General features: G+C 58.7%; 21 protein-coding genes. 16 read left to right on the top strand and 5 right to left on the bottom strand.

Annotated elements, in window-relative coordinates; genetic code table 11:
- Window positions 1-91: 91 nt before the first annotated feature.
- Window positions 92-1,033 (bottom strand): choline ABC transporter substrate-binding protein, encoded by a 942-nt coding sequence (locus BR48_RS0123090; RefSeq protein WP_027233482.1) that lies wholly within the window; start codon window positions 1,031-1,033, stop codon window positions 92-94.
- Window positions 1,034-1,222: 189 nt separating this feature from the next.
- Between BR48_RS0123090 and BR48_RS0123085 the strand changes: the two genes are divergently transcribed.
- Both BR48_RS0123085 and BR48_RS0123080 read left to right on the top strand, forming a co-directional pair.
- On the top strand, window positions 1,223-1,825 hold the full coding sequence (locus BR48_RS0123085) for a thymidine kinase (RefSeq protein WP_027233481.1): 603 nt from the start codon (window positions 1,223-1,225) through the stop codon (window positions 1,823-1,825).
- An 81-nt stretch (window positions 1,826-1,906) separates the two neighbouring features.
- Window positions 1,907-2,113: a molybdopterin-binding protein gene (locus BR48_RS0123080; protein ID WP_027233480.1), complete on the top strand. Its 207-nt coding sequence runs from the start codon at window positions 1,907-1,909 to the stop codon at window positions 2,111-2,113.
- A 6-nt stretch (window positions 2,114-2,119) separates the two neighbouring features.
- Here the strand turns inward: BR48_RS0123080 and tsaA are convergent, their stop codons facing one another.
- Window positions 2,120-2,644, bottom strand: a complete 525-nt coding sequence (gene tsaA / locus BR48_RS0123075) for a tRNA (N6-threonylcarbamoyladenosine(37)-N6)-methyltransferase TrmO (RefSeq protein WP_027233479.1) — start codon at window positions 2,642-2,644, stop codon at window positions 2,120-2,122.
- Between the two features lie 9 nt (window positions 2,645-2,653).
- The gene (locus BR48_RS0123070; protein WP_027233478.1) at window positions 2,654-3,673 is read right to left on the bottom strand and encodes an ABC transporter substrate-binding protein; all 1,020 of its coding nucleotides are present in this window, start codon (window positions 3,671-3,673) and stop codon (window positions 2,654-2,656) included.
- Between the two features lie 118 nt (window positions 3,674-3,791).
- Here BR48_RS0123070 and modA point away from each other — a divergent pair, with 118 nt between their 5' ends.
- From modA to modC, 3 genes are all read left to right on the top strand, one after another.
- Window positions 3,792-4,580 carry a molybdate ABC transporter substrate-binding protein gene (gene modA / locus BR48_RS0123065; protein ID WP_027233477.1) on the top strand — a complete coding sequence of 263 codons (789 nt, stop codon included), beginning with the start codon at window positions 3,792-3,794 and terminating at the stop codon, window positions 4,578-4,580.
- A gap of 66 nt (window positions 4,581-4,646) precedes the next feature.
- Window positions 4,647-5,348, top strand: coding sequence for a molybdate ABC transporter permease subunit (modB, locus tag BR48_RS0123060; RefSeq protein ID WP_027233476.1), 702 nt, complete (start codon window positions 4,647-4,649; stop codon window positions 5,346-5,348).
- Complete coding sequence (gene modC / locus BR48_RS0123055; protein ID WP_027233475.1) at window positions 5,345-6,421, top strand: molybdenum ABC transporter ATP-binding protein; 1,077 nt, start codon at window positions 5,345-5,347, stop codon at window positions 6,419-6,421. Before modB ends, modC begins: the two co-directional genes overlap by 4 nt.
- Here modC and BR48_RS0123050 read toward each other — a convergent pair.
- Window positions 6,415-6,798, bottom strand: a complete 384-nt coding sequence (locus tag BR48_RS0123050; protein ID WP_027233474.1) for a winged helix-turn-helix domain-containing protein — start codon at window positions 6,796-6,798, stop codon at window positions 6,415-6,417. The genes modC and BR48_RS0123050 overlap by 7 nt on opposite strands.
- A 184-nt stretch (window positions 6,799-6,982) precedes the next feature.
- Between BR48_RS0123050 and BR48_RS0123045 the strand changes: the two genes are divergently transcribed.
- The 5 genes from BR48_RS0123045 to BR48_RS0123025 all read left to right on the top strand — a co-directional run bounded on the left by BR48_RS0123045 (window position 6,983) and on the right by BR48_RS0123025 (window position 13,812).
- Window positions 6,983-8,071 carry a hypothetical protein gene (locus BR48_RS0123045; RefSeq protein ID WP_027233473.1) on the top strand — a complete coding sequence of 363 codons (1,089 nt, stop codon included), beginning with the start codon at window positions 6,983-6,985 and terminating at the stop codon, window positions 8,069-8,071.
- A 3-nt stretch (window positions 8,072-8,074) separates the two neighbouring features.
- Complete coding sequence (locus BR48_RS0123040) at window positions 8,075-9,226, top strand: hypothetical protein (RefSeq protein WP_027233472.1); 1,152 nt, start codon at window positions 8,075-8,077, stop codon at window positions 9,224-9,226.
- A 47-nt stretch (window positions 9,227-9,273) separates the two neighbouring features.
- Window positions 9,274-11,184, top strand: a complete 1,911-nt coding sequence (locus BR48_RS0123035; protein ID WP_027233471.1) for an AAA family ATPase — start codon at window positions 9,274-9,276, stop codon at window positions 11,182-11,184.
- Between the two features lie 76 nt (window positions 11,185-11,260).
- Window positions 11,261-12,544 (top strand): DUF6638 family protein, encoded by a 1,284-nt coding sequence (locus BR48_RS0123030; protein ID WP_027233470.1) that lies wholly within the window; start codon window positions 11,261-11,263, stop codon window positions 12,542-12,544.
- Between the two features lie 146 nt (window positions 12,545-12,690).
- Entirely contained in the window at window positions 12,691-13,812 is a 1,122-nt protein-coding gene (locus BR48_RS0123025; RefSeq protein WP_027233469.1) for a DUF2333 family protein, read from the top strand.
- Between the two features lie 338 nt (window positions 13,813-14,150).
- On the opposite strand, the gene BR48_RS0123020 is transcribed toward BR48_RS0123025, so the two are convergent.
- Window positions 14,151-14,612, bottom strand: coding sequence for an Lrp/AsnC ligand binding domain-containing protein (locus BR48_RS0123020; RefSeq protein WP_027233468.1), 462 nt, complete (start codon window positions 14,610-14,612; stop codon window positions 14,151-14,153).
- A gap of 109 nt (window positions 14,613-14,721) precedes the next feature.
- Between BR48_RS0123020 and putA the strand changes: the two genes are divergently transcribed.
- The 6 genes from putA (at window position 14,722) to BR48_RS0122990 (ending at window position 24,793) form a co-directional block, all read left to right on the top strand.
- Window positions 14,722-17,814, top strand: a complete 3,093-nt coding sequence (gene putA / locus BR48_RS0123015) for a bifunctional proline dehydrogenase/L-glutamate gamma-semialdehyde dehydrogenase PutA (RefSeq protein ID WP_027233467.1) — start codon at window positions 14,722-14,724, stop codon at window positions 17,812-17,814.
- Window positions 17,815-17,913: 99 nt separating this feature from the next.
- On the top strand, window positions 17,914-19,593 hold the full coding sequence (locus BR48_RS0123010; protein ID WP_027233466.1) for a formate--tetrahydrofolate ligase: 1,680 nt from the start codon (window positions 17,914-17,916) through the stop codon (window positions 19,591-19,593).
- 231 nt (window positions 19,594-19,824) lie between these two features.
- Window positions 19,825-22,008, top strand: a complete 2,184-nt coding sequence (locus BR48_RS0123005) for an anthranilate synthase (protein ID WP_027233465.1) — start codon at window positions 19,825-19,827, stop codon at window positions 22,006-22,008.
- A 31-nt stretch (window positions 22,009-22,039) separates the two neighbouring features.
- A complete protein-coding gene (locus BR48_RS0123000; protein WP_027233464.1) occupies window positions 22,040-22,948 on the top strand; it encodes a cation diffusion facilitator family transporter in 909 nt (302 codons plus the stop codon).
- 29 nt (window positions 22,949-22,977) lie between these two features.
- A complete protein-coding gene (locus BR48_RS0122995) occupies window positions 22,978-23,559 on the top strand; it encodes an NUDIX domain-containing protein (RefSeq protein WP_027233463.1) in 582 nt (193 codons plus the stop codon).
- Between the two features lie 286 nt (window positions 23,560-23,845).
- On the top strand, window positions 23,846-24,793 hold the full coding sequence (locus BR48_RS0122990; RefSeq protein WP_245273700.1) for an alpha/beta hydrolase: 948 nt from the start codon (window positions 23,846-23,848) through the stop codon (window positions 24,791-24,793).
- The last annotated feature ends 214 nt before the right edge of the window (window positions 24,794-25,007 follow it).

Below are 25,007 nucleotides of genomic sequence, written 5' to 3'. Positions count from 1 at the left end.
AACGAATGGATGAAAGGAGCCGTCCGGCGGATGTGCCGGGCGGCCTAGCTTCTTTTCGTTGTTACAGCCGTTCCCCCGTCGGGATCGCCTGTTAGAGTCCCAAAGCCGACTTGACGGCGGGCAGACCTTCTTTGCCGTCGACGGTGGTAACGCCAGCCAGCCAGGTATCGAGAACGGCGGGATTGGCTTTCAGCCATTCCGATGCAGCCTTGGGTGCATCCTCGCCATCGTCGAGGATCTTGCCCATGATCTGGTTTTCCATCTCAAGATTGAATTTGAGATTGGTCAGCAGCTTGCCAACATTCGGGCATTCGGTCGTATAGCCCGCACGGACATTGGTGTGGACGACGGCGCCGCCAAAATCGGGACCGAATACGTCATCGCCGCCGGAAAGATAGGCGAGCTTGAAGTTCGTATTCATGGGATGCGGTTCCCAGCCAAGGAAGACGATCGGCTTCTTGCCCTTCGTGTCCTTGGCAACCTGCGCCAGCATGCCTTGCTCGGAGGATTCCGCGAGTTCGAAATCCTTCAATCCGAACTGGTCCTTGGAGATCATCCCAAGAATGAGGCGATTGCCGTCATTGCCGGGTTCTATGCCGTAGATCTTGCCGCCCAGCTTGTCCTTGAACTTGGCGATGTCCTTGAAATCCTTGAGACCTTCGTCATAGAGATATTGCGGCACGGCGAGGGTATATTTCGCGCCGGTGAGGTTCGGGCCCAGATCCTCGACGGTCTTGTTTTCGAGGTATGGCTTGATGTCGGCAGCCATTGTCGGCATCCAGTTGCCGAGGAAGACGTCCATGTCCTTCTTGCCGAGCGAGGCGTAGGTGACAGGAACGGAAAGGACCTTCGTGTCCGTGGAATAACCAAGCGCCTTGAGCACTTCGCTCGTCGCTGCGGTGGTTGCGGTAATGTCGGTCCAGCCGACGTCGGCGAAACGAACGGCCTTGCAGGAATCGGGCTCGGCGGCAAACGCGGTGCCAGCAGACAAAACAAGAGCCAGCGAAACGGTGAGTTTGGATAGTACGTTCATTGGTAGTTCTCCCTCTCCGGGTTTCTCCCGGTTGATACTTGCAAGAACCAAGCACCAAATCGGCGGCCATTCAAGCATAGGCGCGCATAAATCCGGTCAAATCGCGACAGTTGTTAAAAATCCGACAAAAGTTGCGGACAAGCTTGTGTGAGGGGTGCATGCCACCGCTCATTCCGGTTAAAGCAGGTCATGGCAAAACTCTATTTCAGCTATTCGGCAATGAATGCCGGCAAATCGACGCTGCTGCTGCAGGCTTCCTATAATTATCAAGAGCGTGGCATGCGCACGATGCTGTTTACCGCCGCGCACTATGCCGAAAACGGCGTTGGAAAAATAACGTCGCGCCTCGGCGTCAGCGCCGCTGCGGAGCTTTATCGCGAAAACGACAGGCTGTTCGAACGAATTGCCGTCGCGCACAAGGTTAGTGCCATCAGCTGCGTATTTGTCGATGAAGCGCAATTCCTGACGAAGGATCAAGTATGGCAGCTCGCGCGCGTTGCCGACCGGCTCAACATTCCGGTCATGTGTTTCGGGCTTCGCACGGATTTTCAGGGCAAGCTGTTTCCGGGCTCGTCGGAACTCCTCGCCATCGCCGACAGCCTGCGTGAAATCCGCACCATCTGCCATTGCGGCGCCAAGGCGACGATGGTTGTCCGGCGCGATCCCCAGGGTCATGCATTGACCGAAGGCGACCAGGTGGCGATCGAGAAATCCCTCTATGTTTCGCTGTGCCGCAAGCATTGGGAGGAAGAGACCGGGCGTGTATCGCCGGGCGATTTCAAGGCTGTGTAAGTGTTCAATGGCCAGTATCGGCAAGGCAAGGTATGGTCGCACATTGAGCAAGCGCGGCAGGCGCAATAACGGAGGGCACTTATGAAAATCAGCGCACGCAACCGTCTGAAAGGCAAGGTCGTAGAGGTCACCAAGGGCGCTACGACCGCCCATGTCCGCATCGACGTGGGTGGATCGGTCGTCACGGCTTCGATCACCAATGAGGCTGTCGATGAACTCGGCCTCAAGGTCGGCGACAATGCCTATGCAGTGGTCAAGGCCTCCGACGTGATGGTCGCAATCGACTAGAATTCTCTACCGCTTCTGACAATAGGGTGCCGTCGCGGCCGGATCGGTTTCGAAATCGCCGGGCTGCGGCGGTGCAATCGGCTTGAACAGCGTCCTGTCCGGCTTGATATCGAGAAGCGGTGTGCCGTCGAGGCAATCGAGCCCGCGCACTGACAGGATTGACCCGTTAACAGCTTTGAGCTTGACGATGGCCGTGCCGATAGGATTCGGCCGGACTGGCGAGCGCAATGAGAATGTGCCGTGAACCACGCCATTATTGCCAGGGCTTTGCAAGACGAGATCGCGGCGCGACCGGTCGAGCCAGTAGAGGATTTCGAGCCGCTCGAACGCTGCAACACCTTCAAGTCCGGCCGCCCAGGGCTCGAACACTTCGATAGTGCAGAGCGGCCCATCGTGGCGGCCCTGACGTGGACATGTAAGGCGAGAAGTCCACGGCGTTGAGATCCGGCCGATGAAAGCGAGGGCGGCATCAGCCGGCTCGGGCGCTCTGACCGCTACTTCATTGGCGCGAATTTCATTCTCCCGTACCATTTTTCGCTCCTAGGGCTTATCCTGCAATAATCGGTCAAATTGCGCGTCACTTAGATCGACCTGATAGAAGGCCTTGTAAAACGCTTTCGCTTCCTTGCGCAGGTCGGTCGGGAATACATCGGAATAGAGCAATTGTTCCAGCCAGATTATGCCCATCAGGCGGTTGACGCCGGGCGGCCCGTCGAACCAGCCGAAGGGTAGTGCCGGCTGGACGAAGACACGGCCGCTTTTCACTGCATTGATGCCGCTCCAGGCAGGGTTGGATCGCGCCATGGCAGCGAACTTCGGGTCCGATGCAATGATGATGTCGGGATTCCATTTGGCGACCTCTTCCGGCGTCACTTTCGTCAACCCGCCTTGCCCCTTTTCGGCGACAACATTGACCGCGCCGAGGGCGTCGAGCAACTCGAGATTGATGGAACGGGCGAGCCCGGTCTGCATTCCATCGGCGCCCCGCCCGTAATAGACCCGGGGACGGTGGTCGGCGGGAATCTTGGCGAGACCGGCGTTAAGCTTGACCAGCGTCATCCTGGCGTATTGCGCAAGTTCCGTGCCGCGTTCCGGTTCTCCGACCACCTTCCCCAACGTCTCGAAAACCTCGGGCGTCTTCGCGAGGCTTCCATCGAGGAGTATATAGGGCACGCCGGTCTCGTTCTGGATACGCGATGCGAGAGCTACATATTCCTCGCTGACATCGCCCACATCGATAATCAAATCCGGCTTGGCCTTCGTCACGATGTCGGCGCGGATCGCATTCCCTTTGCCGGTCAGCCGCCCCAGTTCTGGCAATTTCAGTGCATCCGGGAGAAGGAGCTTGCCCTCCTCGGGCGAGGGGGCGTGTACCCAGCCTGCGAGCTTCTGCGGGGCCAGCACATATAGGAGAACCGAGGCGGGCGGCCCTGCCGCCATGATGCGTTCGACGCGGGCCGGAAGTTCGACGGTGCGACCAGCTGCGTCGGTGAAGGTTTCTGCCCGTGCCGCAAGCGCGAAGCTCAGGAAAAGCAATGCCAAAAACGCTATCCGTTGCATGCGCCGATCCTCCATTCACCGAGCAATGTGTTTCAAGAAATATAACACTGGCTATATGATGCCCACCGATATATTCAGAAAAATATCTCGAACGCCTGAACTGGAGGGTTAAATGGGCATTCAACGTCGGCAATGGTTGAAATTGGCAGCGGCCGCATGTGCGGCGGCGTGGCTTGGCATGGCAGGGCCGGTTGCAACGGCACAGGCGCAGGAGAAGGTCACGGTTTTTGCTGCGGCAAGCCTGAAGAACGCCCTTGACGATATCGCCGCCGCCTGGACGAAAGAGTCCGGCAAGGAAACGGCGATTTCCTATGCGGCGAGTTCGGCGCTCGCCAAGCAGATCGAATCCGGTGCGCCGGCCGATATCTTCGTTTCGGCCGATCTCGACTGGATGGATTATGTCGCCAAGAAGAACCTGATCAAGGCGGATACGCGCAAGAACCTTCTGGGCAACCGCATCGTCCTCGTCGCTGGCAAGGACACGGCGGAACCCGTTGAAATCAAGAAAGGCTTTGATCTTGCAAAGCTTCTTGGCGATGGCCGCCTTGCAATGGGGGCGGTCGATTCCGTCCCGGCCGGCAAATACGGCAAGGAGGCGCTTGAGTCGCTTGGCGTGTGGTCGTCGGTTGAAACGAAGGTTGCCGGCGCGGAAAGCGTGCGTGCCGCGCTTCTCCTCGTATCGCGCGGCGAGGCGCCTTACGGCATCGTCTACCAGACCGATGCAGCTGCCGACAAGGAAGTGAAGATTGTGGGCACGTTCCCCGAGGACAGCCATAAGCCGATCATCTACCCGATCGCCCTCCTCGCTGAAAGCAAGAACCCGGATGCTGCGTCGCTGCTCGACTACATCAAATCGGACAAGGCAACGCCATTCTTTGAAAAGCAAGGATTTACCGTATTGAAATAACATCCTCGGACTATCCGGACCTTGCGTTCGGATAGTCCTGCAATTTGAACGGGCGAGGGGCATGCATTGGACTGGTTTGCATTAAGCAATGAAGAGTGGACTGCGGTCCACCTTACGCTGCGGATTGCTTCAGTTGCGATGCTTGCCAGCCTCATTCCCGGCATCTTCGTCGGCATCCTGCTCGCCCGCGGAAAATTCTGGGGCAAATCGATCCTCAACGGCCTCGTCCATCTGCCGCTCATCCTGCCGCCGGTCGTTACCGGCTTCATTCTCCTGATCTTGTTCGGCAGGCGTGGCCCGATCGGTACATTCCTGGCCGAATACCTTGGCATCGTCCTTTCCTTCCGCTGGACTGGCGCCGCGCTTGCCTGCGGCGTGATGGGGTTTCCCTTGATGGTGCGCAGCATCCGCCTGTCAGTCGAGGCGGTCGACCGGCGCCTGGAGGATGCCGCGGCCACGCTCGGCGCAAGCCCGGCCTGGGTGTTCCTCACCGTAACGCTGCCGCTGATCCTGCCCGGAATTATTGCCGGCATGATCCTTTCCTTTGCCAAGGCAATGGGTGAATTCGGCGCGACAATCACCTTCGTTTCAAATATCCCTGGCGAAACGCAGACGCTTTCCGCGGCGATCTATACGTTCACACAGGTGCCGGGGGGCGACGCCGCCGCATTCCGGCTGACGATGATCTCCGTCGTCATATCCATGGCCGCGCTGATGGCATCGGAATTCATGGCATATCTCGTCGGACGTCGGGTGGAATTCGAATGAGGCTGCAGTTTGAGGCGAGACAACGGCTTGGCGTCTTCGATCTCGACGTGGCCTTCGTTTCGGAAAGCGGCGTCACTGCCCTGTTCGGACGTTCGGGGTCAGGCAAGACCTCGGTGATCGGTATCATTGCGGGCCTGGCGCGTCCCACCGAGGGCAGGATCGTTTTCGATGGCGATGTTCTGCTCGATACGCAGCGTGGCATCTTCGTGCCGAAGCACAAGCGCCGCTTCGCGACGGTGTTCCAGGAAGGGAGGCTGTTTCCGCACCTTTCGGTGCTGCAAAACCTCAACTACGGTCGCTGGTTCACGCCGAAGCAGGATCGAGCAGACAATCTTGCAAAGATTGTCGACCTCCTTGGCATCGGCGGACTTCTCGACCGTCGGCCAGGAAAGCTGTCGGGCGGCGAAAAGCAGCGCGTCGCCATCGGCAGGGCGCTTTTGTCGTCGCCGCGCCTGCTTTTGATGGATGAGCCGCTTGCCGCGCTGGACGACACCCGCAAAGCCGAGATCCTGCCCTATCTCGAGGCGTTGCGTGATGAGATGAATATTCCGATCATCTATGTCAGCCATTCGGTCGCGGAAGTGGCGCGGCTTGCCGACAGGGTGATCGCGCTGAGCGAGGGCAAGGTCGCCATGGCGGGCGCCGCAACAGACGTTCTCAATGCAACCTCCGTCTCGGTTGCAGCCTCAAGGCGCGAAGCCGGCGCGGTTGTCCAAGGCAAGGTCGTGACATACGACGCTGTTCACCGGCTTGCCATCATCGGGTTCAACTCTTCCCGCCTCTATGTTTCGGGCACGGAGATTGCCGAAGGCCGATCGGTCCGCGTTCATATCCTCGCCAAGGATGTCATGCTGTCGACCATGCGGCCGGAGCATCTCAGTGCGCTGAACATCATCGAGGGGACCGTCGAAGCGATCAGCCTCGATGCAGCCGGCTCCGCCGACATCCGCATCGAATGCGATGGTGCGCCGATCCTCGCGCGCATCACGCAGCTATCCTGTGAGAGACTCGGTTTGACGATGGGGCTTCCCGTCTTTGCCATCATCAAGACAGTGGCGCTGGAGCCCTACTGATCGTCCGGCGGCGTCGTCGTCTTGCTGCGGTTGGCGTCAAGCCAATCGATGTCCTCGGCAATTGCCGAAGCGATTTTCGCCTCCATGGCATGGAAGTGCTTGAGGAGTTCTTCACCGAAGGCGGTGACGACCGCGCCGCCGCCTTGCTTGCCGCCTCGCTGCGAATCGACAACCGGGGCCGCGAACATTTTGTTCATTTCACTGACCAGCAGCCAGGCCCGCCTGTAGGACATATCCATCGATCGGCCGGCAGCCGAGATCGAACCAGTCGCTGCAATGCGCTCAAGCAATTGCATCTTCCCGCGACCGAGCCGGTCCTTATTCGGAAAGTCGATGCGAAACACCGTTTTCAGCGTCGTTTTGGAAGTCGAACCCATGTGATTGCTACCGCGCCCATGCCGCTATGCCCGCCGTTCTATAGCAAGGCCCATGGCCAGAACACCAGTGTGATAGATTACTTGTGCGTCGTCGTACATTGGTAGGGTTTTATTCACAGTGTGGCGTGTCTATATTCGCTGCTCGAGGCGGAAATTATTATTGGGAAACAAAGGAAATAATCTAATGGCGAGTTTGCAGAATTTCGATGCTGAAATCGAAAAGACGCGGTCCATGGTCAACGACATGCGGACCAAGATCGACCAGTCGAGCGTCGTTCTCGACAAGTTCGCCAAGGCAGATGAAAAGATCGGCGCATCAGATTTCGATATCGAGAACGCCCGCATCGATGATGTGCTGCGGCAGCAGAAGGTGATGGAAGGCAATATCGCTGAACTCATCATTGGTCTTGAGGATGCCACCAACGTCTTCGGCTCCGAATTCGAGAGCATGAAGGGCTATTCCGGCTGGGAAAAATTCATAGGCGTGTTTTCGAAACAGAAGATGCAGCGCATGCGTTCCGACCGCGTCCGCAACATGTCGCTTGCTGGCAACCTGCAGGAGCTTCTTGCCAAGTCCGATCGCATCGTCGGTATCCTGAAGGAGCAGAAGGGTGTGCTCGACCAGCGTTACAAGACGTCGGAGACGAGCCTCGCCTCGGTCATCGAACGGCGCAAGACGACGATCGCCAATCTCGAAGCCACGCAGAAGCGAATCGAGGAACTGAACCCGCAACTGCTCGACATCGAAAACCGCATCGCCGCGTCAACGGATCAGGGCGCACGGGCCGCGCTCGAAGGCGAGCGCTCAAAGCTTGCGACCGAGTACAATGAGCGTCAGGCGAAGGAGCAGGAACTGCTCGCCGAAAGCCAGACCCTGGAGCGCTATACCTCAATGTTCCAGACCTTCGTCGATTCGCTCAACAATCAGATCGCCGCGCAAAGCACACTCATCAACAAGTTGTCGATCGATACCGAACAGCGCATCGTCCTTTACAAGGCGCTCGAGGACTCATTGAAGACGGCGGCACAGCAGGATGTTGCGCACAAGATCAATACACTCGGCAGCAAGGTCGACACGGCGGCCGAAGAGACGATGGCCGGTGTGGGGGCCGCTGCACAAAAGCACATTGGCGACCTTCTCGAAATGCATGAAAAGAACATGGTGAGTTCGCAGGACATACAGCGGCGCAAGAAGCTCGCCGACGACGCATTCTCGCGCCGGTTCTCTGAAGTACTCAAGAAGCACAACACCGCCGACTACGTGAAGAGCTAGTCTATGGACGATAAAGCGGACATCGGGGCGGCCGAGCGCTATTTTGGCGCCATTCGCTCTGCGCTGGACGGGCTCGGCGTATTCTTGAACCAGCAGGATTCCCCGCTCTACAAGCATGACCTGGTGGCCCAGACCGTCGCGCAATACCTGCAGCGGCTGAGCGCTTCGTTCGACTGCTGGCGCAACCGGCTCGGCTTTGCCGAACGGTTCCGCATATCGCGCGCCGACAGCGGATTTCCGGTGTTTCAGAACGTTCTTGAACTTGAGAATGACAAGAAGGACGCCAAGGCAAGGCTTGCGGCAATACCACCGGCCGAGGCGCTGCGAAGTGAAATGGCGGATTTCATTCTGCGCAGTCGCGACTTTCCCCACGACCTGCAGCGTTCGATGGCGGAACGCGTTTATCTTGAGACCGTCGAAAGGGGCGAAGTTTTCTCACCCTTCCTTTTGCCCGAAACCATCCGTGTTTCCGTCAATCCGAAGACGATGCGACCGTTCTATGTCGTGCATTGGGGCGCCTTCGACGGTGCTTCAAACCTGCCGCTCGTCTATATGGCGGTTATCGAGGATTCCTCCGAGGATATGGTCGAGGCGCTCGTCGGGAAGGACGGCAAGCTCAATCCTGCTGTGAAGATTCCGCTTCCTGTCGGCGGCCTGCTTAATCCGGTCCTGGCGCGCCGCTTCGATGATTTCGCGGCCAGGAATTCTGCCTATTCGCTTTCGCCGGTGACGATTGCGACCAGCCTCGATCAGGACTTTCCCGAGCTTCACCCCAAGCAGTTGCGCCGTTTCGTGCTCGGCCCGTTTTATACGGCCGGTATTACCGAGCACAATCAGAAGGTTGCCGATGTGCTGGGCAGTGTGCGCCGCCCGGAAGACGCGTGGCTCCTCACCTGGACATTGCAGGAGGTATTTTCGGTTGCCGAGAAGCCGGGCAAACGCGGGCTCTGGTCGTCGGAACCGGCGCGCGAGGAATTCCACATCAATACCGACGATCTGGAAGCCACGCGCCAGGGCGTCAGCCATTATGAACAGCATGCGCTGGTGCCGCACGAAGCATATCAGGCGCTTTATGCGTCCGGCGAAGCATCGCGCATATTCACGGGGTTCCAGACGCATATCCTGTCCAACGGCCAGGTGATAAGCGGCATCTAGATGCCCGGATTTTGCCGGCAGGCGATGCCGCATTTGAGGAGACGGCCATGGATATCGGTCTGACGACCATCAGCGAACAGGACATTGCCCGGCATCTGGCGGTGGCGCAGGCTATGGTGACGCGTTTTGTCTCTCTTGATACTGGCGAGGGCAAAGCCGGCACCGAAATCGCCGGAACGGGCCGACGTTTCGTTCCTACCATTTCGACCGGTGGTCTGCGGAAGACGCGCGAAGTGGAATTGGCAAAGTCGATCCAGTCCGTTCGACCCGACGACCCGATGCTGTCGATCGCGCAGCATACATTGCTGTTTCGCGCCCGCCAAGGTGTCGCCGTCGCGCTTGCGGTTGCCGATATCTTCGGGCGTCAGAGCGATCTTGAGAGCCTTGGTGCCCGCAATGCGTCAGCACCACTGCAGGGCGAGGAGGCGAGCCGCTTCAAGCGGCTTTTGTCGGCTGCGGCTTACGTTGCGGCTTTTACACTTGCGGCCTACCTTGCGCAGTTTGTCGAATCCGATGCGGAACCCGTCAGCGATATTGCCGAACCCGATTTCAATTTCGATACGGCGCAGGATGCGCTGAAATCGGTAATTGCCGGGCTCGACAGGACGATCTCCGGCGCCAGGGACGAACAGGCCATGCTCTCACGAGCCAAGGCGTTCGCTGCGCAGTCGATCGAAGGGCTGCTGCGTCGCAAGGCGCGCTTCGATGGCCTGGGCAATTTCGAGAACACACATTTGCGGCTGGACAGCGATGATTTCACGCTGGACGGTTTCGACGTTGCGCCATCGAAGAAGCGCACGCCGCTGACGATGACTTTCAAGAAACCCGATGAAGTCGTCGGTAATCACATCGCCAAGTTCCAGGCGCTGAAACTGTCAAAAATGCTGATGGCCTATGATTTCGACCGGCAGCTCAATCCCTTTGTCGAGCTTGGCGGATTTCTCTTCACTTTCATCGGCGACGGCGCGCCGGGAACGGGCAAGACGACGCTCATCCAGATGATTGCCGGCCTCGTCAATGATTACTGCCAGGTCGCGGGCTATCCCTTCCATTATGAGAATTTCGGCGTCGACCAGATTTCGTCCTATCAGGGCAAGTCGGGCCAGAACTGCAAGCAGTTCGTCACCAATGTGCTCAACCCGCGCGCCATCGGCTTCGGGACGATCGATGATATCGACCAGGTGGCGGCAAAGCGCTCCGACGATCGCGCCTCGTCCGGCCAGCACGAAATCACCGGTGTTTTGATGGAGGCATTTTCCGGCGCCTCGACCGTTGTGCGGGGCAATTGCGCGTTCGGTATGTTTTCCAACTACCCCGAGAATGTCGACGATGCGCTGCGCCAGCGGGCAGGTGCCCGGTGGCTGGTGGACGGCCCACAATCCCGCGACGACTATATCGACATTTTTGCGCTGCTCGCCGGCAAGAATCATAAGATTCCGCTAGGCGACCACAAGCTCTTTGAGGCACAGCAGATCGAACGCGCTGTCGAGACCGCCTATGATCAACTTTCGGAGCCACAGGAGGACGGGCTTCGCTCTGTATATGACCGCTTCATTGCCGAAAACGGTGCGCCGGAGACCCTCGCCGATATCGGCACTTACCTTCATATGATCAAGGAGCGCGAACCGCGCTTTACCGGCCGCGCCATCAAGAATGTCACCGATGCCATCAAGATGCGGGCGATGGATGTCGAGTTACCTGACGAATGGTTCGAGAAACCCGAAACCTTCATGCACAAGGGTTATGACGAGAAGAAAGCGATGATCGAGGAATTGCGTAAGCCGTTCACGATGGAAATGGTGCTGCAGGAAACCAACCGCTATGCGGATTCCGAGTTCCGCTACGCCGACAAGTCCGATGATGCTGCCGTGGAAAAAATGGTCCGCGACGCGAGGCTGCGGGAGCGAGCGGTGCGCGAAGTCGAGACCTTGAAGGCGAAAGGACAGTGGGATGTTTAGTCTCGCGTCGCTTTCAGGCAAAGCCGATCACCCCACTTGTGGGGAAGATGCCCGGCAGCGCAGGGGGGTATGATCGGTGGATCTGCTCTACGAAAACGAACTGATCTATGGCCGCCTGCTTAACGTAGACCATCCGCATCTGATCGAACGCTACAATCGCGCGCTCGCAGCCTTTGGTTTTGCCGCAACGCAGCTCAGTGCCTTCAATATCGACCGCACCGGGTTCTCGCCGGAAATTGCCGCTGAACTGAAGGACCCGTCCTATCTCGATCCGAACGGCGTCAATCGCCGCTTCATCATCCTTACGCCGGCGCAGGCCGACCTTCCAGTCGTCCACACCCAGTTCTCCAACACATCGCAGTTGATGTATGAGTTCTTTTCGAACAATGCCCGCGCCATCAATGCGCTGACGATCAAGGACGTCATCTACGGGGAGATCGAAGACTCGGTGTCGGTGGTCAACGATATCGAGGATTTGCTTTCGATCAATCAGGTGGAATTCCGGGTGCTTTCGGCCGAAAATGTCATGGGCCAGGCAGCGGAACTGCGGCTGCTCGTCGACCGGCTGCAGAACGAGCCGGACGCATGGCGCGACGATGCCATGATCACGCGCATGGTATCGCTTGCCAAGGTCACTGGAGACATACGCGAGAACTCGCTCGTGCCCGACAAGGTGATCTTCCGCCACCGTGCCTATTGGACCAGCCATTTCGGCGGCACATATGTCTTCGTCGATGACAACACTACGACCGTCATCGGCGATCCCTCGGCACCCGGCTTTCGCCGTTCGCGCCCTTGGCAAGTGAACTATATCTCGATCCGGGATGCCGAAGCGGTTTTCCAGTTTCTCGCAACGTCCTCACGTCTTGAATTGCCGCGCGCATCCTGGATCGAACAGTCCGGATACCTCGAAAATCGCGGTGAGATGGTCATCCGCCATCTCATCCAGACGCCGGAACCCGACCGCGACTTGCGCAACATCGACCATATCTGGCTGCAGACCTGGATCCACGCCAATGCCGCTTCAATCAATCATGACGGCATCTGGCCGTTCCTCAATGCCGCCAAGCGCGAGATCAGCCAGACCGGCCAGCTCAACATGGCGGAGATCGAGCCGAAGCGACGGTTCCTCGTCGTACGTGCCGCACCGCGCCACGCCGACGCCTGGCTCGTCAATCAGTTGATCAGCGATTTCGTCCCCTTTGATTTCCTCGCCCGCTATGTCTTCAACAAGCCCGGGTTCTATGCCGACTACCAAACGTGGAACCCGGCCTATCAGGAGCACGTCGTCGACATACTCAAGGCGAAGTATCTCAAGGACAAGGAAGGGTTGCGAAAGAAGATGTACGGGTTGTCGTAGTTTTGTAAATGAGACGATCACCTGCCTCATGGCAACGGTGTTAATTCGCAACGCAACATTGTCCGCACCTTCAAAACCGCCTATGTGAGAAGCCTGAGGGGCTGGACAAACGGCTCTATGGACTTGAACAGTAACGAGGAAACAGGATGCTCGAGCCCGTGATCAATTTTTTCAGCCGTTTGTTTTATTATATCGGGCGTGGGATCGGTTTTCTGATCGGTCTTATACTCTGGCCCTTCATCTGGATCGGCAAATGGTATGGTCAGCGCGGCCTCATTCTAAAGGCTGTGCTTGGCGTTCTGGTCCTGGTCTGGTTGGGTCTCTACGGCTATTTCTTCTACAACACGCAGGTCTGGACCAATTTCAATCCCGACTACGTCAATGTCTATGATTTCAAGAGCCGCAACGTCCCCGCGGGCGAGCCGATAGCGCAGGCGGCTGCAACCGGCGCAAAGACATGCGCACGTTCGGCAATCGTCGAAGTGACGGCCGATCTGACCGACTTCAACGTGAACCAGAATGGATGGATATCATCCATGCTGCTCTATAAGCTCGGCTTTTTCGGCAAGGATTGGGACGACACGCCCTTCATGGACAACAAGGCGTCGTTCCAGCGCGGCATCAACAATGCGGTGCGGCGTACCGCGGTCGAACTCGTCGATACGCTCGGTCGTATCCGCGGCACGTCGCAGATCGATGCAGACCTGCAGAAGGCCCGCGGCAACCTGCAGTTTGCGGAAGATTCCTGGTACTTCGGCCTCAATCCATTCGGTCCGAAGACGCCGACGCCGAGCTATTATCGCTCGGCCGTGCGCGACCTGCGCACGTTCAACGCCAAGCTTGAGAGTTGCAACGCCATCTTCGATGCCCGCGCCGACAATCTTATCCAGTTCATCGACCGCATCGCCAACGACATCGGCGGAACTTCCGCCATTCTCAAGGACAGATCCGAAAACAATAATTACGGCTGGTTCGATTTCCGCGCCGACGACCGCTTCTGGTTCGCCTACGGGCAGCTCTATGCCTATTACGGTCTCATGAACGCGGCGCAGGTCGACTTCAACCAGGTTCTGCAGGAAAAGCATCTGGCACCGCTTTGGGACGGCATGGACGGACAATTGCGTTCGGCGCTCAACATCAAGCCGTGGATCATCGCCAATGGAAGCGAGGGCGGCTGGCTGTTGCCGAACCATCTGACGACGATGGGCTTCTACATCCTGCGGGTGCGTTCAAACCTTATCGACATAAAGCAGGTGCTGCAGCAGTAGTGGACTTGGCTTGGTAAATTGCTATATTTGATGCTGGAGTGAGGGCGAGCTTTCGCCCACCCTCTTTCCTGGTTAGTTGAATTGGATCCGGATGGTCACTTGCCAGCGATTCCGGATCCTTTTCACGACCAGGGTGATGCTAAACGGCAAACTCCGCATGAGCATACACCTCCAAGTTTGATGGCAAGGCTGTTGCCTCAGTCGGAAAAGCCTATCCTGTCCGATACGCCGCTGGCCCGGCGCGGGTGCTTCTGCCTTCAACTCTCAAGTCATGGAGCAAATCGTCCGCGTTCACCACGCATGCACGGTTGTGCGTCGTGAGGTGGGCAGTTGAGGGGTCAGACTGGCAAGGCCGACGATTCCTTCACCTCTTCCATGACCGCGTAGGTGTGCGTTTCGCGCACTCCAGGCAAGGAAAGAAGGGCATCGGACAGAAACCGCCGGTAGTGCTCCATGTCGGCGACGCGGGCCTTGATCAAGTAATCGAAGCCGCCGGCGACCATATGGCACTCCATTACATCGGGGTTGCGGCGCGTGGCTGCGGCAAAGGTAGCAAATACGTCCGGCGTCGTGCGGTCGAGCTTGATTTCGACAAAGACCAGCATTGCGCGGTCGAGCTTTTTGGGCGACAATTTTGCCGTATAGCCAAGGATATAGCCATCGCGAGTCAGGCGCTTTACCCGTTCGGTTGTGGCCGTTTGCGAAAGGCTGATACGCTCGGAAAGTTCAGTGTTGGAAAGGCGGCCGTCCTTCTGCAACTCGCGCAAGATCCTGCGATCCAGGCTATCCAGATTCTTCATCACTAAATTATACCTCTTTTTTGGTCTTTTTCATCAAATATGTGTCACTCATTGGTGAGAATGACCAAGTAGAATAGATTATATGGGAAAAATCAATAAGGGGACCGTGATGACCGTTCAAATGCCCACAACCGATGATTTTTCCGCGCCCTACGCGGTCGACGACCAGGAACTCGTCGCCAGCCTTCTGAAGACGATTGCGCTGCCGGAGGATGTTAACCGCCGTATCGACGCACGCGCCAGCAGATACATCGCCACCATCCGCAAGGAAGCGCGCGGCATTGGCGGCGTCGAGGATTTCCTGCGCGAATACGGCCTGTCGACCCGCGAGGGGCTGGCATTGATGGTGCTCGCCGAAGCGCTGCTAAGGGTCCCCGACGCCGCGACGCAGGACAAGTTGATTGAAGACAAGCTCAAGCAGGGCCATTGGTCCGAACACGAGCCGAGCGGCGACACCTGGTTTGTCTCGGCGTCCGCCTGGGCGCTGGGTCTCTCCGCCAAGGTCATCAAGCCGGGTGAGACGCCGGAAGGCGTCATCTCATCGCTGGTCAAGCGCATAGGCCTGCCGACTGTTCGTACCGCAACGAAGCAAGCGATGCGCTATCTCGGCCACCATTTCGTTCTCGGCGAGACAATCAAGGATGCCCTCAAACGCGCCAGCACCAACGAGGCGAAGGGCTACCGCCACTCGTTCGACATGCTGGGCGAAGGCGCGCGCACCCGGAAAGACGCACGCGGCTATTTCAAGTCATATGCCGATGCGATCGACGCCATCGGCCGCGCGACCGGCAACAAGAAGCTTCCCGACCGCATGGGAATCTCGGTCAAGCTTTCCGCGCTGCACCCGCGCTACCTCGCCACACATCACGACCAGGTCATGGCCGAACTCGTGCCTGACCTGCTGGCGCTGGCGCAAAAGGCGAAGTCCTACGATCTGAATTTCACTGTCGACGCCGAAGAAGCTGACCGGCTCGAACTTTCGCTTGATGTGATCGACCGGGTTTTCGGGGATCCCTCTCTCGCAGGCTGGGACGGATTCGGGCTCGCCATCCAGGCCTACCAGAAGCGGGCGCTCGACGTTATCGAGCATGTAGATCGCCTCGCGGCCCGGCACGGCCGCAAGATGATGGTGCGCCTGGTCAAGGGCGCCTATTGGGATACGGAGGTCAAGCGTGCGCAGGAACGTGGGCTCGCCGACTATCCGGTGTTTACGCGCAAGCCGGCGACAGACGCGTCTTATCTTGCCTGCGCCAAGCGTATGCTGGCGGCACGACCGCGGCTCTTCCCGCAATTTGCTACCCATAATGCACTGACAGTCGCGATGATCCTGGAAATGGCCGGTGACGACAAGACCGGTTTCGAGTTCCAGCGCCTGCACGGAATGGGTGAAAGCCTTTATAAGCAGATAACCGAAAAGGGCGACAAGATCGCCTGCCGGATCTACGCGCCGGTTGGTGGCTATCGTGATCTCCTTGCCTATCTTGTGCGCCGCCTCCTCGAGAATGGTGCCAACTCTTCCTTCGTTTCGGTCGTGGGCGACAATGACATTCCGATTGCCGATCTCCTCGTCCGTCCCGCAGAGAAGCTCAATGACGGCAAGGGCTACCGGCATCCCAACATTCCGTTGCCGCCGAAAATCTATGGCAAGCGCGCCAATTCGGCCGGCGTCGAACTTGGCGTGCGCACGGAACTTGCGGCGCTTCTCGGCGGGATCGCCAAGGCGTCGCGCCCGGTAAACGCCGTTCCGCTGATCGTTGGGTTGAAGCCTTCGGGCAAGCCGCAGGATGTGATCTCGCCCGTCAACGGCGCGAAGGTCGGCTCGGTCGTGTTTGCCACCGCAGAAGAGGCCGGAAAAGCTGTTACGATTGCGCGCAAGGGTTTTTCCGCATGGTCGCGAGTTGCTGTCGATGCACGCGCGAAGATGCTGGAGCGGGCCGGCGACCTGCTTGAGGACAACCGGGATCACCTGCTCGATCTGCTTTCGCGCGAGGCAGGCAAGACGATCGATGACGGCATTGCCGAAATTCGCGAGGCAGTGGATTTCTGCCGCTACTATGCCGCCGAGGCGCGCCGGCAATTCGGTGCCGACAAGGTCATGCCGGGACCGACCGGCGAAGACAACAAGCTTCGTCATCGCGGCCGGGGGGCGTTCGTCTGTATCAGCCCGTGGAATTTCCCGCTGGCGATCTTCCTCGGCCAGGTAACCGCAGCGCTGGCTGCGGGCAATACTGTCATTGCCAAGCCTGCCGAGCAGACGCCGCTGATCGCCTATGAGGCAGTTCGCATCCTGCACGAAGCCGGCGTGCCAAAGGACGCCGTGCTCTATGTCCCGGGCGATGGCTCGGTCGGCGCGGCCTTGACCTCGCACGCCGAGATTGCCGGCGTTGCGTTTACGGGTTCGACCGACACAGCCTGGGCAATCAACCGCGCCCTTGCTGCGAAGAAGGGACCGATCGTTCCGCTCATCGCCGAGACCGGCGGGCTCAATGCCATGATCGTCGACGCCACGGCCCTGTCGGAGCAGGTCACGGACGATGTGGTGATGTCGGCTTTCCGGTCGGCCGGCCAGCGGTGTTCGGCACTGCGCATCCTCTATCTCCAGGAGGACATCGCCGACAATATGCTCGAGATGATCGAGGGTGCAGCCAAGGAGCTTACCGTTGGCGATCCGTCTTTGCCTTCGACGGATATCGGGCCGATTATCGACGACGACCAGCGCAAGATGCTGCGCGATCACATAGCGGCCATGCGCAAGAGCCAGAAGGTGCATTATGCCGGCGACGCCCCGAATGACGGGCTGTTCTTTGCGCCGCATATTGTCGAGCTCGATCGGCCGGAAGTGCTGGAGCGAGAGGTTTTCGGACCTGTGCTCCACGTCGTGCGCTGGAAGGCCAAGGACCTCGACAGGGTGCTCGACCAGATTGCGTCGACCGGCTATGGCCTGACCTTCGGCTTGCACACCCGCATCGAGTCCACCGTGAACAAGGTCGTGGATCGGCTCGACGTCGGCAACGTCTACGTGAATCGCAACACGATCGGCGCCGTCGTCGGTACGCAGCCTTTCGGCGGGTCGGGTCTCTCCGGTACCGGGCCAAAGGCTGGCGGGCCCGCCTATCTCGCACGTTTTGCGCTTGAGCAGGTCGTTTCCGTCAATACTGCCGCGGCCGGCGGCAATGCCAGCCTGATCGCCATGGGCGAATAGGCAGCGGCAAAATCGATGCCAATGGGGATAGTACGATCGGACTATCCCCATTTTCTTCCCGGAATGCTATTTGATGAATAGCAATATGGGGGGAATGCGATGACTGTCGTCAAATCCGATATTGAGATTGCCCGTCACGCGGCAAAAAAGCCGGTCGTGGAAATCGGTGCGAAGATCGGCATTCCACCCGAGCACCTCGCTCCCTACGGCTATGACAAGGCCAAGCTTTCAGCAGAATTCATTCGCTCCAAGCGGGGGGACAGGAATGGCAAGCTCATTCTTGTAACGGCCGTCAGTCCGACACCCGCAGGCGAGGGCAAGACCACGACGACAGTCGGGCTCGGCGACGGTTTGAACCGCGTCGGCAAGAAGGCGATCGTCTGTATCCGCGAAGCGTCGCTCGGCCCTTGTTTTGGCACCAAGGGAGGTGCGGCAGGCGGCGGCTATGCGCAGGTCATTCCAATGGAAGACATAAACCTGCACTTTACCGGCGATTTCCATGCGATCACCGCTGCGCATAACCTCCTCGCGGCAATGATCGATAATCATGTCTATTGGGGCAACGAGCTTAATCTCGATACGCGCCGCATCACCTGGCGTCGGGTGATGGACATGAACGACCGCGCCCTGCGCGACATTGCGACATCGCTCGGCGGTGTCGCCAACGGGTTTCCGCGCGAGTCCGGCTTCGATATCACGGTCGCCTCGGAGGTCATGGCCATTCTCTGCCTCGCCACCGACCTTGCTGATCTCGAACAGCGCCTCGGCGAGATCATCATCGGCTATCGCTTTAACAAGACGCCGGTCTATGCGCGCGACCTTCAGGCGGACAAGGCCATGGCCGTGCTTCTGAAAGATGCGATGCAGCCAAACCTCGTGCAAACGCTGGAGAACAACCCCGCTTTCGTGCACGGCGGCCCCTTTGCCAATATCGCCCATGGTTGCAACTCGGTCGTCGCGACGACGACGGCTTTGAAGCTTGCCGATTATGTGGTGACCGAAGCGGGTTTTGGTGCCGATCTCGGGGCCGAGAAATTCTTTGATATCAAGTGCCGCAAGGCCGGCTTGAAACCTGCTGCCGCCGTCATTGTCGCAACCGTCCGGGCGATGAAAATGCATGGCGGCATTGCCCGCGAGGATCTCGGCCGGGAAAACATCGCAGCCGTAAAGGCTGGGTGTGCCAATCTCGGCCGTCATATGGAGAATGTCAGGCAATTCGGGGTGCCCGTCGTTGTCGCCATCAATCATTTCACCGCCGATACGCAAGGCGAGATCGATGCACTGAAGGCCTTCGTCGCCGCCCACGGCGCTGAAGCCGTGCTTTGCCGCCACTGGGCCGAAGGCTCGGCCGGCATCGAGGAACTCGCGCACAAGGTCGTCGCACTTGCAGAAAGCGGATCGGCGCAGTTCTCGCCGCTCTACGAGGATGAACTCCCGCTGTTCGACAAGATCGAAACCATTGTCAAACGCATTTACCGGGGTGCCGAGGCCGATGCCGATTCGAGCGTGCGCGACCAACTCCGGCAATGGGAAGATGTGGGCTATGGCAATCTGCCGGTGTGCATGGCCAAGACCCAATACTCCTTTTCAACCAATCCGCATCTCAGGGGCGCGCCGGTCAATCACGTGGTGCATGTACGCGAGGTCCGCCTTGCTGCCGGCGCCGGCTTCGTCGTCGCCATCTGCGGTGAGATCATGACCATGCCGGGATTGCCGAAATCGCCCTCCGCCGAACGTATCCATCTCAATGAAGACGGATTGATCGAGGGGCTCTTCTGATAATCCGCGAAAGCCCTCGCGTTTTTGCAGTTGCAAGCAGCCTCGGCTGCCGCTAACAATCAGCGCATGAATACGCACGTTAACAACACTGGTTGGTGGTGGCTCCGCTCTTAGCGGCCGCACAGCCTTTTGCATGCGTAAAGGGAACAGGGCCGCAACGGGTTTTCCGGGCGGCCTTTTTGTTTATCGCCAGAAGCCCCCAAGGCCAAATGCAACGAGACGGAGAACAAGATGCATAGAATTGAGGGCGACGTCGAAATCTTCGACACCAAAGGCGGCATAACAATTTCGCGCCAGCGCATCGGCACGGCCTACGCCAGCGCCATCGATAGCTACGTGGATGCCCTGGACGAGCGCCGCGGCGCGGTGTTTTCGTCCAACTACGAGTATCCCGGGCGCTACACACGTTGGGATACGGCGATCGTCGATCCGCCCGTTGTCATCACCTCGAATGGCCGGCATATGACCATCGAGGCGCTGAACAAGCGCGGCGAGGTCCTGCTCGTTGCCATCGGCAAGACCGTTGCGGCACTGGAAGAGGTATCGGTCGCTGCCACAAGTGCCACAAAGATAGAACTTGAGATAGCGCTGCCGACCCGTCACTTCACGGAGGAAGAGCGCTCGCGCATTCCGTCAGTCTTTACGGTGCTGCGTGCCATCGTCGGCCTCTTCTTCACCGATGATGACGCAAGCCTCGGACTTTACGGCGCTTTCGGCTATGATCTCGCCTTCCAGTTCGATCCGGTCCAGTACAAGCTGAAACGGCCTGACGACCAGCGCGACATCGTGCTTTATCTTCCGGACGAGATTCTGGTTGTCGACCACCATGCGGCCAAGGCATGGCTCGATCGTTACGACTACGCCTTTGACGATTTTTCGACCGAAGGCTTGTCCCGCGAAACCGAGTCAAAGCCGTTCAAGCCGACCGCCACGATACCGGGCCGGGGCGATCACAATCCGGGCGACTATGCCGAACTCGTAAAAAAGGCCAAGGAGAGCTTCAAGCGCGGCGACCTGTTCGAGGTAGTGCCGGGCCAGACATTCTATGAACGCTGCGAAACCTCGCCGTCGGTCATTTCGCGGCGTCTGAAGGCCATCAACCCGTCGCCCTATTCGTTCTATATCAACCTCGGCGACAACGAGTATCTGGTCGGTGCTTCGCCCGAAATGTTCGTGCGCGTCGTTGGTCGCCGCATCGAGACCTGCCCGATATCGGGTACGATAAAGCGCGGCGAGGATGCGATTGCCGATTCCGAGCAGATCATCAAGTTGCTCAACTCGAAGAAGGACGAGTCCGAGCTGACCATGTGTTCGGACGTCGACCGGAACGACAAGAGCCGCGTGTGCGAGCCGGGGTCGGTCCGCGTCATCGGCCGTCGCCAGATCGAGATGTATTCCCGCCTCATTCATACGGTCGACCACATCGAGGGTCGTCTGCGCGAGGATATGGATGCGTTCGACGGGTTCCTCTCGCATGCCTGGGCGGTAACTGTTACCGGAGCGCCAAAACTCTGGGCAATGCGCTTTATAGAAGAAAACGAGCGCAGCCCGCGCGCGTGGTATGGCGGGGCCATCGGCATGGTCAGCTTCAACGGCGACATGAATACGGGCCTGACGCTGCGCACCATTCGCATCAAGGATGGCATTGCGCAGGTTCGCGCCGGCGCAACCCTGCTTTTCGATTCCATTCCCGAGGAAGAGGAGGCCGAGACCGAACTCAAGGCCTCGGCGATGATCGCTGCGGTGCGGGATGCGCACAAGACCAACATTCTTGCCGAAGAGCGCGCCGTGGCGCGCGTGGGTGAGGGCCTGCAGATCCTGCTCGTCGATCACGAGGATTCCTTCGTGCACACATTGGCGAATTATTTCCGCCAGACCGGGGCAACCGTGACCACGGTTCGAACGCCGGTTCCGGATGAGATTTTCGACCGGATCAGGCCTGATCTCGTCGTGCTCTCGCCCGGGCCTGGCACGCCGGAGGATTTCGACTGCAAGGCGACGATCAAGAAGGCGCGCAAACGTGAGCTGCCGATTTTCGGCGTCTGCCTAGGCCTTCAGGCGTTGGCAGAAGCCTATGGCGGTACGTTGCGACAGTTGCACGTGCCGATGCATGGCAAGCCCTCGCGCATTCGCATTACCAAGCCGGGCAAGGTGTTCTCGGGCCTTCCGAAGGAAGTGACGGTCGGCCGTTATCATTCGATCTTTGCCGATCCGGTCCGTCTTCCGGACGAATTCGTCGTCACGGCGGAAACGGAGGATGGTGTTATCATGGCGTTCGAGCACAAGAGCGAACCCATTGCAGCGGTGCAATTCCATCCCGAATCCATCATGACACTCGGCCACAATGCTGGTATGCGCATGATCGAGAATGTCGTGGCGCATCTGCCGCGACGCGCCAAGGAACGCGCTGCCTGATACGGGCAGCGAAGCAACGAGCAGCTTGAGCATGAGCCAAGAAACTACAGTTCAGCGACTGGCGTTCTGGTCGATCATCATCGGCTGCACTGTGCTGGCGTTGAAGTACGTCGCTTACCACGTGACCGGCTCTGTCGCGCTTTATTCCGATGCGCTCGAATCGATCGTAAACGTCGTTGCGGCCCTGGCGGCCTGGTGGGCGATCCGCGTCAGCCATATCCCTGCCGACCGGAATCACCCTTACGGTCATCACAAGGCCGAGTATTTCTCGGCTGTGCTCGAAGGCGCACTGATCATCGTGGCTGCACTCTTGATCCTGCGCGAGGTCTGGTTCGCATGGCAGACGCCGAAGACGCTCGACCAGCCGTGGCTCGGTCTTGCCATCAACGGCGGCGCGTCTGCCATCAACGCCATTTGGGCGACCGTTCTCATCAATCGCGGACGTATCGCGAAGTCGCCGGCGCTCCTTGCCGATGGCAAGCATCTGATGACCGACGTCGTCACGTCGGTCGGTGTTTTCGCTGGCCTGGTGGGTGCAGTTCTCACCGGCTGGACAATCCTCGACCCGCTCCTTGCCGTGATCGTCGCGGTCAATATCCTGTTCCAGGGCTGGAATGTCATCGGCAATTCGGTGCAGGGGCTTATGGATATGGGTGTTGCGACCGAAGAGACGATCCAGATCCGCGACGTCATTTCTGCCAATGCCGGCGGCGCACTTGAAGTCCATGACCTGAAGACCCGCGTTGCCGGTCGGGTAACGTTCATCGAGTTTCATCTCGTGGTCGATGCCAAGATGAGCGTCGGCGACGCTCACGTGATCTGCGACCGGATCGAGAATGCCTTGATGGAACAGATCCCCGAGGCCAGCGTCGTCATTCATGTTGAACCCGAGGACGAAGCCAAGCTGCCAATCGGAACGGCCGCCGTCCCCTTTGCCTGATATTTCCATCCCTTTGCAGGAGCGTTTCGATGAACGACAGTCCCGTGCGCATGAAGTCGGTCGAACTCCTTTCCGATAACTGGGGCACATTGAAAAAATATACCTACGACATGGCGCGGCGCGACGGGCGCATCGAAGAGCACAAGCGCGAAGTCTATGATCGCGGCAATGGCGCGGTGGTGCTGCCCTATGATCCATCGCGTGGGACGGTGCTGCTCACCCGGCAGTTTCGCCTGCCAGCCTATGTGACGGGACACGATCCGATGCTGATCGAAGCCTGCGCCGGGCTTCTCGACGACAATGATGCTGAGACGACCGCGCGCAAGGAAACCGAAGAGGAACTCGGCTATCGCCTGCGCGACATCGAGCGTGTCTTCGACGTGTTCATGAGCCCTGGCAGCGTTACCGAGCGGCTGGTCTTCTTCGTCGCCGTCTACGACGCTTCGGACCGCATCTCCGATGGCGGCGGGCACGAGGGCGAAGGGGAGGACATCGAAGTTCTGGAGATGACCCTCGACGATGCGCTTGCCCGGGTGGAGCGCCATGAGATCGTCGATGCCAACACCGTCATGCTGCTCCAGCATGTCAAGCTCAGGGGCTTGATCGACTGAATTGCCGGAAACCGATGCGCGACCGCAACAAAATGTAACGGACTGTTTCAGTTCGTCATGATTTCGTTACAAATATGTTGACATAGAGCAGGTGCTTGGGCGAGTGATTGCCCAGCAATGCGAATTCATCTTGATGCGACGCAGGGGCGTACATCAGGGGACATAAATTGGCGGGACGCATCAATTCCAGTTTCTGAGAATCGAGCGCCAATAGGCATGGCAGCGCCCAGCGGACGACCGCGGCTGTTTACAATCTTGGTTAACCTTTAACTTTTAGGATTAACTTATGGGTAAACCGTATCTCTACGCACTCATCGCAGGCCTTTCACTTGTTGCTGCGGCCCAATCGGCGCACGCAATCGGGATAGCGGATTGTGAGAAACCGCAATCCGGCAAGGCCGAGGTGCGTTCGAACGCGGTTGATCCGACGCCCGACATCGATAAGAATACCGCTGCCGATGCCTGCTCGCAAAAAGGCAAGGCCATGCCAGCGATGCAGATCAAGGCGACGCCGGTCAATACGCTCACAACAGGTGGGGCCACGATCTTGAACAAGGCGATCAAGGGTGAAATCATTCCGCAAAGCGACGGTATGCTTCATGCCGATCTTCCATTCAAATACCGCATCTATCGTCCCGACGCGCCGAACGGCGATACGCTTGTGCTTCTCCATGGTTCTGGGCAGGATGAAACGAGCCTCGTTTCCTTCGGCGCCAAGATCGCGCCGAATGCTTTGCTCCTCGCCGTGCGCGGGCGTGTGGTGCAGGACGGTTCCAACCGATGGTATCGCCGTCTCACCCCGATCAGCTTCGACCAGAAGGATATCCGTTCCGAGGCGAAGGCCTTTGCCGATTTCTTCAAGCAGGCGGCGCTGCAATACAAGATCGATCCGAAGCGCACGACTTTCCTCGGCTATTCCAACGGCGCGAACCTCGTCAACGCGGTGATGATGCTTTATCCGGACATCGTCAAACAGGCCGTGCTGTTGCGCTCGATGCCGGTTCTGACTGGATCGACCGAGGCGAACCTTGCCAACGCCCGTGTCCTGACGGTTTCGGGCGCCACGGACCAGCTTTATGCGCCTTATGCGCCGGCGCTCGAAGACATGCTGCGCTCGCACGGCGCCCGCGTCGAAGCCCGTTCGATCAAGTCCGATCATGGCCTCGGCAAGGAAGACGTCAAGGTCGTCAGCGAATGGCTCTCCGGCATGACGGCCCAGCTTAAAAAGAACTGATCCGCTCGAAACTCATCCTTGCATCTGGCCAGACAGTCGTTTATTTGTCTGGCCCATGAGAACGCGCCCGACCCACAAGTCCTTCGCCTTGTCCGCTTTTGCGGGCTTGACGAATCGCGCCTTCCTCCTTCCGCTTCTCCTCGACCTTATCGGCGACCGCCGGGCTCGTTGAGAGGAGCGTCCGGCGGTCGAAAGTGCCGCCAGGCTTCTGCTC

The sequence above is a fragment of the Phyllobacterium sp. UNC302MFCol5.2 genome, from assembly GCF_000686005.1.
Taxonomy (GTDB): Bacteria; Pseudomonadota; Alphaproteobacteria; order Rhizobiales; family Rhizobiaceae; genus Phyllobacterium; species Phyllobacterium pellucidum.
This window is presented reverse-complemented; position numbering and strand designations above follow the sequence as displayed.